The organism is Micromonospora sp. WMMA1949 (assembly GCF_027460145.1).
GTDB lineage: Bacteria > Actinomycetota > Actinomycetes > Mycobacteriales > Micromonosporaceae > Micromonospora.
This window is the reverse complement of sequence record NZ_JAPZBG010000001.1, coordinates 4,400,551-4,414,512: the sequence shown is the minus strand read 5'-3', so window position 1 is coordinate 4,414,512 and position 13,962 is coordinate 4,400,551. Positions and strand designations below refer to the sequence as shown.

Here is a 13,962-nt window from a genome sequence, read left to right as displayed (position 1 = left end):
CGATCACTCGCGGCCGAGGGGGATGGTTCCGGTCACTGGGAGGGCACCGGCGAGGGCGCCCGCGCGGGCGGCGGCGGCTCCGCCGGGTCGGCGGTCGCCTCGACTGCGGGCTCGCCGGGCACCTCGCCGGAGATACACCAGTCCGCCCCGGTACGGGTGACGGTGAACAGCAGCGTGCGGGCGGCCTTGCGCGAGCCGGCGGCGACGGTGATCGAGGCGCTGACCTCCTGGCCGTTCGGGCCGGAGCGGACCTCGGTGATCGTCGCCTCGGGCACGGTGAAGTGGTCGGCGAAGTCGCCGTTCGGGCCGGTGGCGGCGGAGTCGAAGGCGGCGTGCATGGGCGCGCAGAGCTGGCTGCGGCCGGCGGCGGCGTCGCGGGCGGTGAGCGCGTCCAGGTACGCCTGCACACGTTCGCGGCTCTTGGCCGCCGCCTCCTCGGCCGGTGCCTTCCCGCTGGGCGGGGCGTCTTTGCCGTCCTGGCCGCCCGAACCGCAGGCGGCCAGGGCCGCCGGCAGGAGCGCGAGGACGACGAGACCGGCGAACCGGTCCCGGTGGCTGCGGCCCATCTGTCCTCCCGTCGCGTGGACTCGTCGAGCGGCGAGTGTGTCACATCCGGCCCGCGTGGCCGGGTGACTCCCCATCCTGACCCGGATCGGCGCGCTCGGCCAGGACGGCACGCGGGCGGGGAGGGGCCGGTACGGCCCCTCCCCGCCGGGTGGGTGGTGCGTCGGCCCTCGGCTCAGCCGAGACCGCCCTTGATGGCGCCGATCAGCTCGCCGTTGCTGGTGTCACCGGAGAGCTCCCAGAAGAACGCGCCACCGAGGCCCTGGCTGTTGGCGTAGCTCATCTTGCCGCCGATGGTCGACGGCGTGTCGTAGCTCCACCAGTTGCTGCCGCACTTGGCGTACGCCGTGCCGCCGACGGTGCCCGTGGCCGGGCAGCTGTTCTTGAGCACCTTGTAGTCCTCGATGCCGGCCTCGTAGGTACCAGGTGCCGCGCCGGTGGCGCTGCCGCCGGGCGCGGCCTGGGTCACGCCGGTCCAGCCGCGTCCGTAGAACCCGACGCCGAGCAGCAGCTTGCTGGACGGTACGCCCTTGGACTTGAGCTTCTGGATCGCCGCGTCGGACCAGAAGCCCTGCTGCGGGATGCCCGCGTAGGAGTAGAGCGGCGAGTGCGGCGCGGTCGGCCCCTGGGCGTTGAAGGCGCCGAAGTAGTCGTACGTCATCGGCATCAGCCAGTTGAGGCTGTTCGCGGCGCCGGCGTAGTCGGTGGCGTCGATCTTGCCGCCGTTGCTGCCGTCGGCGGTGATCGCCGCGGTGACCAGGAAGCTGGAGCCGAACTTGCTCCGCAGCGCCGACACCACGTTCTTGAACGCGTTCGGGCCGCTGCTGTCGCACTGGAGGCCGCAGGCGTTCGGGTACTCCCAGTCCACGTCGATGCCGTCGAAGACGTCCGCCCAGCGCGGGTCCTTGACCAGGGAGTAGCAGGAGTCGGCGAACGCGGCCGGGTTCTGCGCGGCCTGGGTGAAGCCGCCGGACCAGGTCCAGCCGCCGAAGGACCAGAGCACCTTCAGGTTCGGGTACATCTTCTTGAGCTTGCGCAGCTGGTTGAAGCTGCCGCGCAGCGGCTGGTCCCAGGTGTCGGCGACGCCGTCGACACTGTCCGCCGCGGTGTACGCCTTCTCGTAGTCGGCGTAGCTGTCCCCGATGCTGCACCGGCCGCCGGTGGTGTTGCCGAAGGCGTACAGGATGTGGGTCAGCTTCGCGGCCGAGCCGCTGGTGTGGATGTTCTTGACGTGGTAGTTGCGGGCGTAGACGCCCCACTCGGCGAAGTAGCCGACGATCTTCTTGCCGCCGGGCGGCGGCGTGGTGGGCGGCTGCGTGGTCGGCGGGGTGGTTGTCGGCGGAGTGGTGGTGGGTGGCGTCGTGGTCGGCGGTGCGGTGGTCGGCGCGGTGGTCGTCGGCGTGCCGCCGCCGGTGCAGGTACCACCGTTGATGGTGCAGCTCACCGGCGCCTTGTACGCGCCGGTGCCGTTGTAGCCCCAGCTGAAGCTGGCGCCGGGGGCGAGCGTCGACGCCCAGCTCTTGTTGACCGCCACGTAGCGGTCGCCGCTACGGGTGATGTCGGCGTCCCAGGAGCTGCTGATCGAGGTGCCGGAGGGCAGCGTGAACTCGATGCGCCAGCCGTTGACGGTGGAGCTGGTGCCGTTGGTGACGGTCACCCGTCCCTCGTGGCCGGTCCCCCAGTCCTGCACCTTGGCGAACGTGGCGGTGACGCTGCCGGCGGCCGACGCGGTGGTCATGGGCACCGCGGCGACCGCAAGCGCGACCACGGCGCCGGTGGCCCACAGGGCCCGGCGGAGCGATCTCTTCATACAGCGTCCCTCCAATAGTTAGGAAACTTTCCAAATTGATTGCTGAGACGCTACTCACGCCGTCACCACTTCGTCAAGATGTCGATGCATCGATTTCACGGGTGACGCGGGACGGTGGGCACGACGAGTCGTAGCCTCGTCCCATGACCGTTTTCGACGTCCAGATCGACGCCCTCACCGGCGGCCCGGCCGACCTCGGCCGCTACCGCGGCCGCGCCCTGCTCGTGGTCAATGTGGCCTCCCGCTGCGGCCTCACCCCGCAGTACGCGGGCCTTCAGGAGCTCGCCGACACGTACGCCGGACGCGGGCTGACGGTGCTCGGGGTGCCGTGCAACCAGTTCGCCGGCCAGGAGCCGGGCAGCGCCGCCGAGATCGAGGAGTTCTGCCAGGTCAACTACGGCGTGACGTTCCCGCTGACGGAGAAGGTCGACGTCAACGGGCCGGACCGGCACCCGCTCTACGCGGAGCTGGTGTCCACGCCGGACGCCGAGGGCCACACCGGCGACGTGCGCTGGAACTTCGAGAAGTTCCTCGTCGCGCCGGACGGCACGGTGGCCGCCCGGTTCGGCCCGCAGGTCACGCCCGAGGATCCCGAGCTGCGTACGGCGATCGAGAAGGTCCTGCCGGCCTGACGGCCGCCGGGCACGGCGAAGCGGCACGCCCCCGTTCGGAGGCGTGCCGCTGCCGTCGGGCGGGTCAGCCGGCGGCGGCCCGGAAGACCGGGTAGTAGCCGCCGGACTGCCCGGCCGCCGTCGGGTGGTACGACTTGCTCAGGCTGAGCACGTTGAGCGCGTGCAGCCACTTGGTCCCGTAGCTGCACAGCTGGTGGCCGACGAAGATGGAGCGGACGTCGGCGAATGTGAAGCCGGCCGAGACGGCGGCCGTACGGGTGATGTCGTCGAGCAGGTTGATGCCCTCGTTGATCTTCGCCCGGGACGTCGCGCTGAGCCCGACGCAGGTGGTGCCGAGCTGGTAGAAGACCGGGTAGCCGACCACCACGACGCGAGCCGAGGGCGAGCGGCTCTTGATGCCGTTGTAGACGTTGGCGAGGCGGCCCGGCATCGAGGTGCGGGCCACGTTCATGGCGGACTGCACAGCCGCCACGCACTGGGTCTCCCCCTGGAGCACACAGGTGCTCATGATGTTGGCGAAGCCGACGTCGTTGCCGCCCACCGTGACGCTGACCAGCGTGGTGGTGGAGGAGAGCGCGGAGAGCTGGCTGTTGATGACGTCCGTCGTGGTGGCGCCGGAGCAGGCGACCGACCGGTACGACGCGGGCTTGATGTTGGCGTTGTAGAGCGCCGGGTAGGCGTTCGTGCTGCGTAGACAGTTACCGCTCTCGGACGTGTAGCTGTCGGCGCCGACGCCGGAGGCGTACGAGTCGCCGAGCGCGACGTAGCGGTCGGTCGGGGCCGCCTGGGCGGGGGCGGCCAGAGACAGGGTGACCCCGACCGAGGCGGCCAGGGTCAGGGCGAGGGTGGCAAGACGGGATCTCCGCACGTCGCACTCCTGGGGGCGTGAAGTGGTGGTGAGAGATAGATATCAATAAGATCACAGCGCATGGAAGATCACCGATTTGCGGTTCGGCGCGCATAGCGACTACTCGCTACAAATCGCTGCCGGTTTCGCGGGGTGGAATGAAGGATTCCGCCGGAAAGGTCAGCCGCATCGCCGGGTCGGCGGTCTCCCGGAAACCCAGGGCGCGGTAGAGCGGCCGGCCGGCCGCCGAGGCCCGCAGGTCGACCCGGCGTACGCCCCGCTCCCGGAACCAGGCCAGCAGCGCGGTCACGCATGACCGGCTGTGGCCACGCCGGCGGTACGCCGGGTCGGTGCTGACGTTGAAGACGTACCCGACCAGGCCGCTCGGGTCGTCCGGCCCGCCGAGCCGCCGCTCCACAGTGCCCACCGCGCAGGCCGCCAGCGACGCGCCGTCCGGCGTGTCGACCACGAAGGCGGCGAGCCAGGGATCCGGCTCGGCCAGCCAGGCATGCAGATTGTCCCGGGCGACGTCCTGCCAGCGACCCGGCGGCGTCGGCACCCCACTCATTCCGGCCAGCATCAGCCCACGCAACCGCACCAGCTCGTCGGCGTCGGACGGCACCGCCCGCCGCGCGTCACCCACGAACGGCTCAGACCGGACGGCGGCCGGCGAACCCGCACTCGACCCGGTGGTACCACCGGATGTCGGTGTCCCCCTCCAGCCAGCACCAGAGCACCGCCCGGCCGTCACGTTCACCGGGAAAGTCGAGCAGCACCGGAGCGATTCCCTTGACCGCGATCTCGTGCTGGTGGAACTCGTCCACCACGAGATGCAGGCGCGCCTCCAACGCCTTCACCTCGGCCAGCCCGCCGAGCGCGCTGACGCCGTGGTCGGCCAGATCGACACGCAACTCGGCCAGGTCGGCCCGCAACCGGATCAGCTCGTCAACGCGCGGCCGCAACGTTGCCACCAGGTGTCGCGCCTGGGCGAGAGTGAACACCGAGCCAGTATGCGGCACGACCGGCTACACGGACGGGTCCCAGGCCGCGAGCTGGTCGAAGATGCGACGGTCGCCGTCGAACTGCAGGGAATCCAGCGGTATGCGGCCGTAGAAGAACAGGACCAAGTCACTGGCGGTGCCCCGGGCGGAGACGTCGGCCGCGTCCGGGGCCCCACCGGCAGCGGGCGTGAGGTGGGCGACCTGCGCCCCCTCGGCGGACAGCCGGAGGCGCCAGGAGCGGCCCTCGACGGCGTGGTAGTCGACGACGGCGGGCCGGTGCGGCCAGGCGACAGTCGTCGCGCAGAGGGTGAACTGGCAGTCGTCGAAACCGTCGAGGGCGACCTCCTCCGGCAGCGGCTGAGGGCTGCCCACCGTGAGCTGGGCGTCGTAGGTGTGCACCGCGATCTCGGGAACCTGTCGCCGCGCCCAGGCACCAGCGGTTTGCGGGGACGGCGAGTCGTCCCACCACGTCCAGCAACCGCGATCCGGGCCGGCCTCACCCAGCGCCCTCGTCAACCGCTCGACGGACTCGGTCCACCAGGCCAGCAGCGCCTCGCGTTCCCGGGGCGCACCCACTCCGTCCTCCCATGCCGACGCCTCCGGGGGCCCGTCCGCGGGCCCCGCGGCGACGATCGCGGCTGCTTTGCGACGGCCCGTGCCCACGTGTCGGACGAGATCGAACAGCGTCCGCTCCGGATGGGTGGGAACCGTCATGTCGAGGCTGGGCGCCGCGGCGACCGTGGTGCGGAAGGCGGTCGACCGTTCGTCGATGAGCCGCAGATGATCGGAGAACGTCAACGTCTTGTGCACGTCGGCTTTCTACCAGTGCACCCGGCAACCGGACAGCGGTTTTCGCCGCCGACTGTCAGGACTGGACGCGTTCCGCCTCCTGCACGAACGTGTCGGCCCGGCGCGCGCCCATCCGGTCCAACTCGTCCAGCACCGCCCCCACCCCGTCCGCGCCGACCAGCACGGTGACGCGCAGCCGGGCGGCGAGGGGCTGGTCCTGCCAGTAGCCGCGGGGTAGCAGGCTGGCCTGAGGTGTCGTGGTCGCCACGGCGGCGTCGCTCACGATGACCGAGATCGCGCCGGCGCGCAGCAGCGCGTCGCGCAGGTCGGCGCTGTTCGCCGCCGGGTCCGGTTCCAGCAGCGCGGTGACCAGCCGTACCCGCCGGCCGGGGGGCACTGCCGGTTCGCCGGCCGGCGCCGTCGCGGTACGACGCCGGGGCGCGCCGGGCGCGGTCAGGCTGGTGACGCCGCCCAGGTGGTACGCGTCGGCGCCCTGCTGCGCCTGGTCCAGGCGTTCCTGGTCGGCCGGCGGTACGCGCAGGCCGATGAGCGCCTGCACCCCGGCGGCGATCAGCCAGGTCAGGACGAAGGAGAACGCGACCACGCTCACCACGCCGACGAGCTGGCGCCACAGCAGGCCACCTCCGCCGCCGAGGAACAGCCCGTCGGCGCCGAGCGGGTTGACCCCGCGGTTGCCGAACAGGCCGAGCAGGAGCGTGCCGAGCATGCCGCCGACGAAGTGCACGGCGAGCACGTCGAGGGCGTCGTCGAGGCGCAGCAGGTACTTCAGCTTCAGCGCGAAGTGGCAGACCAGGCCGGCCAACGCGCCGATCGCGACGGCCGAGGCCGCGTTGACGTACCCGGCGGTCGGGGTGACTGTCGCGAGGCCCGCGACCGCGCCGGAGACCGCGCCCACGACGGTGCTGTGTCCGTCCGTGACGCGTTCCAGCGCCAGCCAGACGAGCATCGCCGCGGCGGCGGCGAGGTGCGTGTTGAGGACGGCCTGCGCGGCCAGGCCGTTGGCCTGGAGGCCGTCGCCGCCGTTGAAGCCGAACCAGCCGAACCAGAGGATGCCGGCGCCGACGATGGTCAGCGGAATCGAGTTCGGTGGCGCGGCGGTGTGCGGCCAGTCCCGGCGGCGGCCGACGACGAGCAGGACGGCGAGGACGGCGGCGCCGGCGCTGGCGTGCACAACCAGACCGCCGGCCCAGTCCTGGGTGCCGAACTTCGCGAGCCATCCGCCGGGGTGCCAGAGCCAGTGCGCGATCGGCGCGTAGACCACAATCGACCAGACCGCGAGGAACAGCACCCAGCCACCGAACTTGAGCCGACCCGCGGTGGCGCCGGTGACGAGCGCGGGCGTGATCACCGCGAACATCATCTGGAACAGTACGAACGCCAGCGTCGGGATGGTGATCCGGCCGTCGACCACGTGCAGGTTCGGCGCGGGCGGCACCTTCAGGTCGGTGAGCCCGAACAGCTCCAGGTTGCCGAACAGCCCGCTGCCGGCGTCGTCGCCGAAGGCGATGGTGTAGCCGACGAGCACCCAGGTCAGGCTGACCACGCCCAGCGCGATCATGTTCTGTTGCAGCATCGCCAGCACGTTGCGGGTACGGACCATGCCGCCGTAGAAAGCGGCGAGCCCCGGCGTCATGAACAGGACCAGCCCGGCGCAGACAAGCACCCAGGCGGTGTCACCCGCGTTCGGAGCGGACACGGTTTCCCTCCTTCTCTCGCAGGTGGACGGAGTCGCGCACGGTGTGCAGGACGCTGTCCCTGACCCGTTCGTGGTTGGGCAGCGGCGCGAAGTGCCGGTCCGGCAGCAGCAACAGCCAGGTGGCGATGTTGAACGGACCGGTCAGCACCGGGATGCCCAGCGGCGTGAGCATCGTGGTCAGCGCCATCTGCACGACCAGCGTCAGCGCGATGCCGAACAGCGTGTAGACGGTCACCAGCGCGCCGGGGCGGTGCGCGACAGCGCCCACCACGATCGCGGTCAGGACCGCGTTGAAGGCGAACAGCCCCTTGTCCAGGGACGCGCCGTCGGCGCCGAACCAGAGCGCCAGCAGTGTCGCGCCGACGGCGCCGATCACCGCGAACAGCGCCGACCACCGGGAGTTGATCAGGAGGGCGACGAGGATGAGCAGGCCGGTCACCCAGCTCTCGATCAGGTAGACCTGGGACACGCCCTTGAAGAACGTCGGGACGAGGCCCCAGTCGAACGTGCCGCCGGCCGACGATCCCTCACCGGGGAACTTCGGCGTCAGCTTGGTGAGCACGGTGAACCTGTCGAACTGGTACGCCGCCATCAGCAGGAACCAGGTCGTGAGCACGAACGGGAACGTGTAGGCGGTCAGGTTCCAGCGTTTGAACACGGCGTTGAGGGCGAGTGTGACCACCACCGTGCCGATCGCACCGAGCACGAGGTAGAGCCACATCAGCGGGCGCTGGTCGAGGAACGTGGGCACCGCGAGCCCGGTCAGCAGCGGGCTGAAGCCGAACAGGCCCTTGCGCCAGCTGGACATGTCGACCCGCAGCGCCAGCGCGGTGGCGGTGCCCACGACCAGGGCGAGCACGCCGCCGCCGAACACCCGGGGCGTCCCGTTCTCGAACGCGCCCCAGGCCAGCGCGATCAGGATGAGCAGGCCGCTGAGTGGATTGTTCTGGAGCACCACCTGCGCGGCGCCGCGCAGGCTCGCGTCGACGAATCCGGCCGCCGGGTTCCGGTCGGCCAGGTGGCGCCAGCCACGTCCGATGTCGGCCATGTCGCTGTTCTCCTCGCCTCAACGCCAGCTGAAGACCGGCGGGAAGGTGCAGCCGGTCACCTCTTCGCGGGCGGCGACGCAGAACTCGCGTACCGCTGCGCGGACCGGTTCGGTCTCCTGGCCCAGCACCTTGAACACCAGTCCGGCGTCGTTGGGCAGCCGGCTCACCGCAGTGGCCAGCGGTGTCTGCTCGTCCCACACCGGTGTCGCGGTCCGCTCGAACACCCGGGCCGCCCGGTCCGGGTCGGTGAGCAGCACGACGTTGCCGAAGACGTGGAAGCGGTCCATCATCCCGATCCGCGTCACCGGGAAGCGGCCGGGCGTGATGACGAACTTCTCCACGAACAGCGGGCGTCCGTCCGGCCGCTGGGCCCGCAGCGTGGTGGAGAACAGGTCGTACGCGAAGATCTCGCCGTCGCGGTAGTACTTGCGGCCGGGCTGGAGCACCTCCGCGTACAGCATCGTTGCGGTCTCCGGCAGCCGGACCACGGTGTCGGAGACGAACCGGCTGCGCCGGAACGGGATCACCGGCTCGGGCAGGAACTCCAGGTAGGCGTCGTCGGCCAGGGTGAAGCTCTGGGTCTGGGTGCCGTAGTTGGCGTCCATCTCCTGGATCTTGGTGGCGGCCTGGGTGACCAGGTGCGCCTGTGCGCCCGGGCCCAGGTCGACGTCCATCCGTAGCCGGTCGCCCTGGAGCACGCCGCCGGAGGTGGTGAGGATCATGACGCAGGGCAGGCCCGGCATTTCCTCGTCCCAGTACAGCGCACGCTGCACCAGCAGCGGCGACTGCCGGAAGACGTCGCGCAGGATGGTCCGGTCCGCGCGCCGCTCGAACCCCAGCCGGAGGATGCCCACCTTGCCGTTCGCGGCGGCCGGCAGCTGCGCCGGCTGGTCCTGGTACGGCGCGAGTTCCCGGACGGAGTCCAGAGTGGTCATGCCAGCACTTCGGCGTCGAACAGCGCGTTGCGACGGACCAGGTCCACCAGGTCGTCGATGCCCTCGCCGGTCTTGCAGTTGGTGAACACGAACGGCTTGCCGCCGCGCATCAGCTCGGCGTCGCGGGCCATCACGTCCAGGTCGGCGTCGACGTACGGGGCCAGGTCCGTCTTGTTGATCACGAGGATGTCGGACTTGGAGATACCCGGGCCGTTCTTGCGCGGGATCTTGTCGCCGGCCGCCACGTCGATCACGTAGATGAAGTAGTCGACGAGCGCGGGGCTGAACGTGAGCGTGAGGTTGTCCCCGCCGCTCTCGATGAGCACGACGTCGCTGTCCGGGAACCGCGCCTCCATGTCCTCCACCGCGGCGAGGTTCATGCTCGGGTCCTCACGAACGGCGGTGTGCGGGCAGGCGCCGGTCTCCACGCCGACGATGCGTTCCTCCACCAGCACGCCGGTCAGCGCGCGGCGGACGTGCTTGGCGTCCTCGGTGGTGACCACGTCGTTGGTGATGACCAGGATGCGCAGGCCCTGCTCGACCAGGCGGGGCACGACGGCCTCGATGATCGCCGTCTTGCCGCTGCCCACCGGGCCGCCCACACCGATCCGACTCGCTGATTTCATTGTTGAAAAGCCCTTCAGGTGATGAGCGGTCAGCTCATGAACATCCGTACGTGTGCGTGCTGGTGCGCGCCGGCCAGCACGTCGAGGTGCGGCGCGAAGCTCTGCATGTCGTCGAGCCCGGCGGTGCGCACCTCCTCGTAGTCCTCGCCGACCCGCTCGTTGACCGCGAAGAGGATCGACTGGGTGTCGAGGTGGTCCACCCGCATCAGCCGGACCGCCGCGCCGAGCACCATGGAGGCCGCGCCGTACTGGTGGGCGGCGAACGCGTCCGCCTCGCCCACGCCGAGTTCGGCGAAGAGCACGCCGAGCGCGACCGGGTAGGTGACCGGGACGCCGGCGCCGCTCTCCGCGACGCGCTTGCGCAGCAGGGACTCCCCCACCACCCGTTCGGCGGCCTCGGCCAGCTTGCGCCCCATGCGGACGGTCATCGTCCGCGTCTCCTCGTTGATCTTGCGCAGGTGTACGGCCTCGTCGGCCGCCCGGATCCGGTCGAGGTCACCGGCACGGGCGGCGCGGTGCGCCACGAGCAGCGCCACCCCGTCACCGGTGGCGGCGGCGCGGGTGACCGTCCGCACGAACTCCTGCAACGTGGCCCGGTCGTGCACCGCGCCCTGCTCGACCGCCGTCTCCAGCCCGTTGGAGAAGGAGAACGCGCCGACCGGGAAGACCGAGTCGCCGAACTGGAGCAGCTTCAGGGCCTCGGTCACCGTGGACACCGCGGCCCCTCAGTTCAGGTCGGCGGGCAGGTGCGTGTGCGGGGTCGAGTCGGCCCCGCCGAACAGGCGCCGCGACTCGTGCGGGGCCAGGTACGCGATGATCTCGGTGCCGGGAATGAACTCGTGGGTGAGACCGGTGAACGCGTGGGTGCGCATCACCGAGTCCATGACCTTGCGGTCCACAGTGAGCGGGACGTACATCTTGGTGCCCTTCACCACCGCCGGCCAGTGCTGGTTGCCGATCGCGTGGCCCAGTTCGACGGCGGAGCGGATCACCATGTCCAGCGACTCGCCGTGCAGCGTGTCGAGGTGCACCACCATGACCTCGCCGAGCGCGATGCGGGCCACCACAGCGGTCGCGGTGGCGTCGTCCCAGGCGAGCACGTCACCGTCGCGCAGCCGTACGCCGCGGGCCAGGGACAGCGCCAGTTCGGTGCCGAGACTGGTGGTCCGGCGCAGCCGGCTCTTCTGGGCGTCCCACTGGTCGAGGACCAGGTCGTCGACCTTTGCCTCGCGGAGCCGCTCGGTCCAGGCCGGCTCGTTCACGTTGCCGAGTACCGTTTCGACGAGCATGTGTTCTCCTTTCACGCGACCCCGCCGCCGGCCCGGCCGGGAGCGGTCGCCGCGCCGGGTCAGCTGAAGAAGTAGAGCTGGCTGAGGGGGAGGTTCTTGGCCGCCGGCACTGTCGCGTGCACGCCGTCCATCTTCACGGCGAAGGTCTCCGGGTCGACCTCGAGCTTCGGCGTACGGTCGTTGCGCACCATGTCGCGCTTGGTCAGGTTGCGGCAGCCGTAGACCGGCACGACCTGCCGTTGCAGGCCCAACTGCTCGGCCACGCCCGACTCGTGCGCGGCGCGGGACACGAACGTCACGCAGTTCTTGGCGACCTGCGAACCGGTGGCGCCGAACATGGGCCGGTAGTAGACCGGCTGCGGGGTGGGCAGCGACGCGTTCGGGTCACCCATGATCGACCAGGCGATCATGCCGCCCTTGAGGACCATCTTCGGCTTCGTGCCGAAGAACGCGGGCTCCCAGAGCACCAGGTCGGCGAGCTTGCCGGGGCTGACCGAGCCGATGACGTGCGAGACGCCCTGGGTGATCGCCGGGTTGATGGTCATCTTGGCGACGTAGCGCAGGACGCGGAAGTTGTCGTTGGCGTCGGAGTCCTCGGCCAGCTTGCCGCGGACGTTCTTCATCTGCCCGGCGAGCTGGACGGTGCGCAGCCAGGTCTCCCCCACCCGGCCCATGGCCTGCGAGTCGCTCTGCATCATCGAGATGACGCCCTCGTCGAGGAGCACGTCCTCGGCGGCGATCGTCTCGGTGCGGATCCGGCTCTCCACGAAGGCGACGTCCGAGGGCACCTTCGGGTTGAAGTTGTGGCAGACCATGATCATGTCGTACAGCTCGGACTGGCTGTTGATGCCGTACGGCACGGTGGGCGTGGTCGACGCGGGCAGGACGTTCATCTGGCCGGCGACCTTGATGATGTCCGGCGCGTGCCCGCCACCGGCGCCCTCGGTGTGGAAGGTGTGGATGGTGCGGCCCTCGAAGGCGGCGATGCTGTCCTCGATGTAGCCGCTCTCGTTGAGCGTGTCGGTGTGGATGCTGATCTGGACGTCGTACTCGTCGGCGACGGCCAGGCAGGACCGGATCACCGCGGGCGGCGCACCCCAGTCCTCGTGGATCTTGAAGCTGGGCACCCCGGCCATGATCTGCTCGACGAGCGGCGCCCGGCCGCTGCTGTTGCCCTTGCCCAGCAGGCCGATGTTGATCGGCAGGTCCTCGAAGGACCGCATCATGTTCTGGATGTTCCACGGGCCGGGCGTGATGGTGACGCCGTTGGTGCTGTCGGTGGGCCCGGTGCCGCCGCCCCAGAGGGTGGTGACGCCGTTGCTCAGCGCGGCCCACACCTGCTGCGGGGTGACCAGGTGGACGTGCGCGTCGATGCCGCCGGCGGTCAGGATCAGATGCTCACCGGAGATCGCGTCGGTGCCCGGCCCGGTCACCAGGCCCGGGGTCACCCCGTCCATGATGTTGGGGTTGCCGGCCTTGCCGATCCCGGCGATCTTCCCGTCCTTGATCCCGACGTCCGCCTTGACCACGCCGAGCAGCGCGTCGACGACTGTCACGTTGGTGATCACCAGATCCACCACGCCCTCCGCGCTGGTGGCCTGGCTGGCACTGCCCATGCCGTCGCGCAGGGTCTTGCCGCCGCCGTACATGACCTCGTCACCGAGGACCCGCAGGTCCTTCTCGATCTCGATGTAGAGGTCGGTGTCACCCAGCCGGATCTGGTCGCCCGTGGTCGGGCCGTACATTCCGGCGTATTCCTGCCGTGAGATCTGACTCATGCGTTCTTGCCCTTGCCCTGGTCCTGGCCCTTGCCCTGGTCCTGCTGCTGCGAGGTGGTCTTGAAGCCGCGCGTCTGGGCCTGGTGGAGCGCCTCGGCCCGGTCCGGCCGGTAGCCGGGGATCGGCCCGTCGCCGGTCCAGCCCTGGACCAGGCCGTTGAAGCCGTACACCCGCTGGGAGCCGCCGTACGGGACGAGCTGGACGGTCTTGCGGTCGCCCGGCTCGAACCGGATCGAGGTCGTGGCCGGGATGTTCAGCCGCTTCCCGAACGCCGCCGGACGGTCGAACTCCAGGAAGCGGTTGGCCTCGAAGAAGTGGAAGTGGGAGCCGACCTGGATGGGCCGGTCGCCGGTGTTGTGCACGACCACCTCGGTCACCGGCCGCCCGGCGTTGAGTTCCAGGGGTTGGTCGCTGAGCTTGTAGCCGCCGATGGGCCGAAGGTGCTTGGAGTTCGGTCCCGGGTGTTGCTTCGCCATGTCGCCCCCGCTCTGCCGGAGACCGTGGCCTCCGGTCGCTGCTCTACTGGATGGGTGAGTGGACGGTGATCAGCCGTGACCCGTCGGTGAAGACCGCTTCGACCTGGAGCATCGGGATCATGTCCGCCACACCGGGGATCACGTCGTCGGCCGTGAGCACGTGGCTCGCGTCGTTCATGACCTCCTCGACGGTCTTGCCCTCGCGCGCGCCCTCGAGCGCCGCCGCGCAGATCACCGCCACCGCCTCGGGGTGGTTGAGCTTGACCCCACGCGCCTTGCGGGCGTTGGCGACCATCGCCAGCGAGTGAATCGTCAGCTTGTCGAATTCCTTCGGCGTGAGATGCACGTCGCGATCCCTCCACGTACTTTCGGCTATTCCGTCACATTAGGGGTGGTTTGCGGGGAAAGGAGGTTTTCAGCAAGATCTCAGGAATCCGCGTGCGCCCGCC

General features: G+C 70.3%; 16 protein-coding genes. 1 reads left to right on the top strand and 15 read right to left on the bottom strand.

Annotated elements, in window-relative coordinates; all coding sequences use genetic code 11:
* Nucleotides 1-32: 32 nt before the first annotated feature.
* Both O7607_RS20945 and O7607_RS20940 read right to left on the bottom strand, forming a co-directional pair.
* Nucleotides 33-566, bottom strand: coding sequence for a hypothetical protein (locus O7607_RS20945; protein ID WP_269704864.1), 534 nt, complete (start codon nucleotides 564-566; stop codon nucleotides 33-35).
* Between the two features lie 173 nt (nucleotides 567-739).
* Nucleotides 740-2,374: a glycosyl hydrolase family 18 protein gene (locus tag O7607_RS20940; protein WP_269704863.1), complete on the bottom strand. Its 1,635-nt coding sequence runs from the start codon at nucleotides 2,372-2,374 to the stop codon at nucleotides 740-742.
* A gap of 143 nt (nucleotides 2,375-2,517) precedes the next feature.
* Between O7607_RS20940 and O7607_RS20935 the strand changes: the two genes are divergently transcribed.
* Nucleotides 2,518-3,006 carry a glutathione peroxidase gene (locus O7607_RS20935; protein WP_269704862.1) on the top strand — a complete coding sequence of 163 codons (489 nt, stop codon included), beginning with the start codon at nucleotides 2,518-2,520 and terminating at the stop codon, nucleotides 3,004-3,006.
* A 64-nt stretch (nucleotides 3,007-3,070) separates the two neighbouring features.
* Here the strand turns inward: O7607_RS20935 and O7607_RS20930 are convergent, their stop codons facing one another.
* From O7607_RS20930 to O7607_RS20870, 13 genes are all read right to left on the bottom strand, one after another.
* Entirely contained in the window at nucleotides 3,071-3,874 is an 804-nt protein-coding gene (locus O7607_RS20930; protein WP_269704861.1) for an SGNH/GDSL hydrolase family protein, read from the bottom strand.
* 106 nt (nucleotides 3,875-3,980) lie between these two features.
* Nucleotides 3,981-4,496: a GNAT family N-acetyltransferase gene (locus O7607_RS20925; RefSeq protein WP_269704860.1), complete on the bottom strand. Its 516-nt coding sequence runs from the start codon at nucleotides 4,494-4,496 to the stop codon at nucleotides 3,981-3,983.
* A 7-nt stretch (nucleotides 4,497-4,503) separates the two neighbouring features.
* Nucleotides 4,504-4,854 (bottom strand): DUF2203 domain-containing protein, encoded by a 351-nt coding sequence (locus O7607_RS20920; RefSeq protein ID WP_260034125.1) that lies wholly within the window; start codon nucleotides 4,852-4,854, stop codon nucleotides 4,504-4,506.
* 24 nt (nucleotides 4,855-4,878) lie between these two features.
* Nucleotides 4,879-5,664: a maleylpyruvate isomerase family mycothiol-dependent enzyme gene (locus tag O7607_RS20915; protein WP_269704859.1), complete on the bottom strand. Its 786-nt coding sequence runs from the start codon at nucleotides 5,662-5,664 to the stop codon at nucleotides 4,879-4,881.
* Nucleotides 5,665-5,719: 55 nt separating this feature from the next.
* Nucleotides 5,720-7,360, bottom strand: coding sequence for an ammonium transporter (locus O7607_RS20910; protein WP_269704858.1), 1,641 nt, complete (start codon nucleotides 7,358-7,360; stop codon nucleotides 5,720-5,722).
* The gene (gene yut / locus O7607_RS20905) at nucleotides 7,338-8,408 is read right to left on the bottom strand and encodes an urea transporter (RefSeq protein ID WP_269704857.1); all 1,071 of its coding nucleotides are present in this window, start codon (nucleotides 8,406-8,408) and stop codon (nucleotides 7,338-7,340) included. The genes O7607_RS20910 and yut overlap by 23 nt, the downstream gene beginning before the upstream one ends.
* An 18-nt stretch (nucleotides 8,409-8,426) precedes the next feature.
* The gene (locus O7607_RS20900; protein WP_269704856.1) at nucleotides 8,427-9,344 is read right to left on the bottom strand and encodes an urease accessory protein UreD; all 918 of its coding nucleotides are present in this window, start codon (nucleotides 9,342-9,344) and stop codon (nucleotides 8,427-8,429) included.
* Nucleotides 9,341-9,970 carry an urease accessory protein UreG gene (gene ureG, locus O7607_RS20895; protein WP_013287653.1) on the bottom strand — a complete coding sequence of 210 codons (630 nt, stop codon included), beginning with the start codon at nucleotides 9,968-9,970 and terminating at the stop codon, nucleotides 9,341-9,343. Before ureG ends, O7607_RS20900 begins: the two co-directional genes overlap by 4 nt.
* A 29-nt stretch (nucleotides 9,971-9,999) precedes the next feature.
* Nucleotides 10,000-10,677: an urease accessory protein UreF gene (locus tag O7607_RS20890; protein WP_244933245.1), complete on the bottom strand. Its 678-nt coding sequence runs from the start codon at nucleotides 10,675-10,677 to the stop codon at nucleotides 10,000-10,002.
* A gap of 18 nt (nucleotides 10,678-10,695) precedes the next feature.
* Nucleotides 10,696-11,259 carry an urease accessory protein UreE gene (gene ureE / locus O7607_RS20885; RefSeq protein ID WP_013475749.1) on the bottom strand — a complete coding sequence of 188 codons (564 nt, stop codon included), beginning with the start codon at nucleotides 11,257-11,259 and terminating at the stop codon, nucleotides 10,696-10,698.
* 59 nt (nucleotides 11,260-11,318) lie between these two features.
* Nucleotides 11,319-13,037, bottom strand: a complete 1,719-nt coding sequence (locus tag O7607_RS20880) for an urease subunit alpha (RefSeq protein WP_269704855.1) — start codon at nucleotides 13,035-13,037, stop codon at nucleotides 11,319-11,321.
* Complete coding sequence (locus tag O7607_RS20875) at nucleotides 13,034-13,513, bottom strand: urease subunit beta (RefSeq protein ID WP_269704854.1); 480 nt, start codon at nucleotides 13,511-13,513, stop codon at nucleotides 13,034-13,036. The genes O7607_RS20880 and O7607_RS20875 overlap by 4 nt, the downstream gene beginning before the upstream one ends.
* A gap of 43 nt (nucleotides 13,514-13,556) precedes the next feature.
* Nucleotides 13,557-13,859 (bottom strand): urease subunit gamma, encoded by a 303-nt coding sequence (locus tag O7607_RS20870; RefSeq protein ID WP_013287657.1) that lies wholly within the window; start codon nucleotides 13,857-13,859, stop codon nucleotides 13,557-13,559.
* Nucleotides 13,860-13,962 lie beyond the last annotated feature (103 nt).

Excerpts from the sequence above, each read along its gene's own strand:
- ureG (WP_013287653.1), bottom strand. The coding sequence starts at position 9,970 with ATGAAATCAGCGAGTCGGATCGGTGTGGGCGGCCCGGTGGGCAGCGGC.
- O7607_RS20900 (WP_269704856.1), bottom strand. The coding sequence starts at position 9,344 with ATGACCACTCTGGACTCCGTCCGGGAACTCGCGCCGTACCAGGACCAG.
- O7607_RS20935 (WP_269704862.1), top strand. The coding sequence starts at position 2,518 with ATGACCGTTTTCGACGTCCAGATCGACGCCCTCACCGGCGGCCCGGCC.
- ureE (WP_013475749.1), bottom strand. The coding sequence starts at position 11,259 with ATGCTCGTCGAAACGGTACTCGGCAACGTGAACGAGCCGGCCTGGACC.
- O7607_RS20940 (WP_269704863.1), bottom strand. The coding sequence starts at position 2,374 with ATGAAGAGATCGCTCCGCCGGGCCCTGTGGGCCACCGGCGCCGTGGTC.
- O7607_RS20875 (WP_269704854.1), bottom strand. The coding sequence starts at position 13,513 with ATGGCGAAGCAACACCCGGGACCGAACTCCAAGCACCTTCGGCCCATC.
- O7607_RS20945 (WP_269704864.1), bottom strand. The coding sequence starts at position 566 with ATGGGCCGCAGCCACCGGGACCGGTTCGCCGGTCTCGTCGTCCTCGCG.
- yut (WP_269704857.1), bottom strand. The coding sequence starts at position 8,408 with ATGGCCGACATCGGACGTGGCTGGCGCCACCTGGCCGACCGGAACCCG.
- O7607_RS20880 (WP_269704855.1), bottom strand. The coding sequence starts at position 13,037 with ATGAGTCAGATCTCACGGCAGGAATACGCCGGAATGTACGGCCCGACC.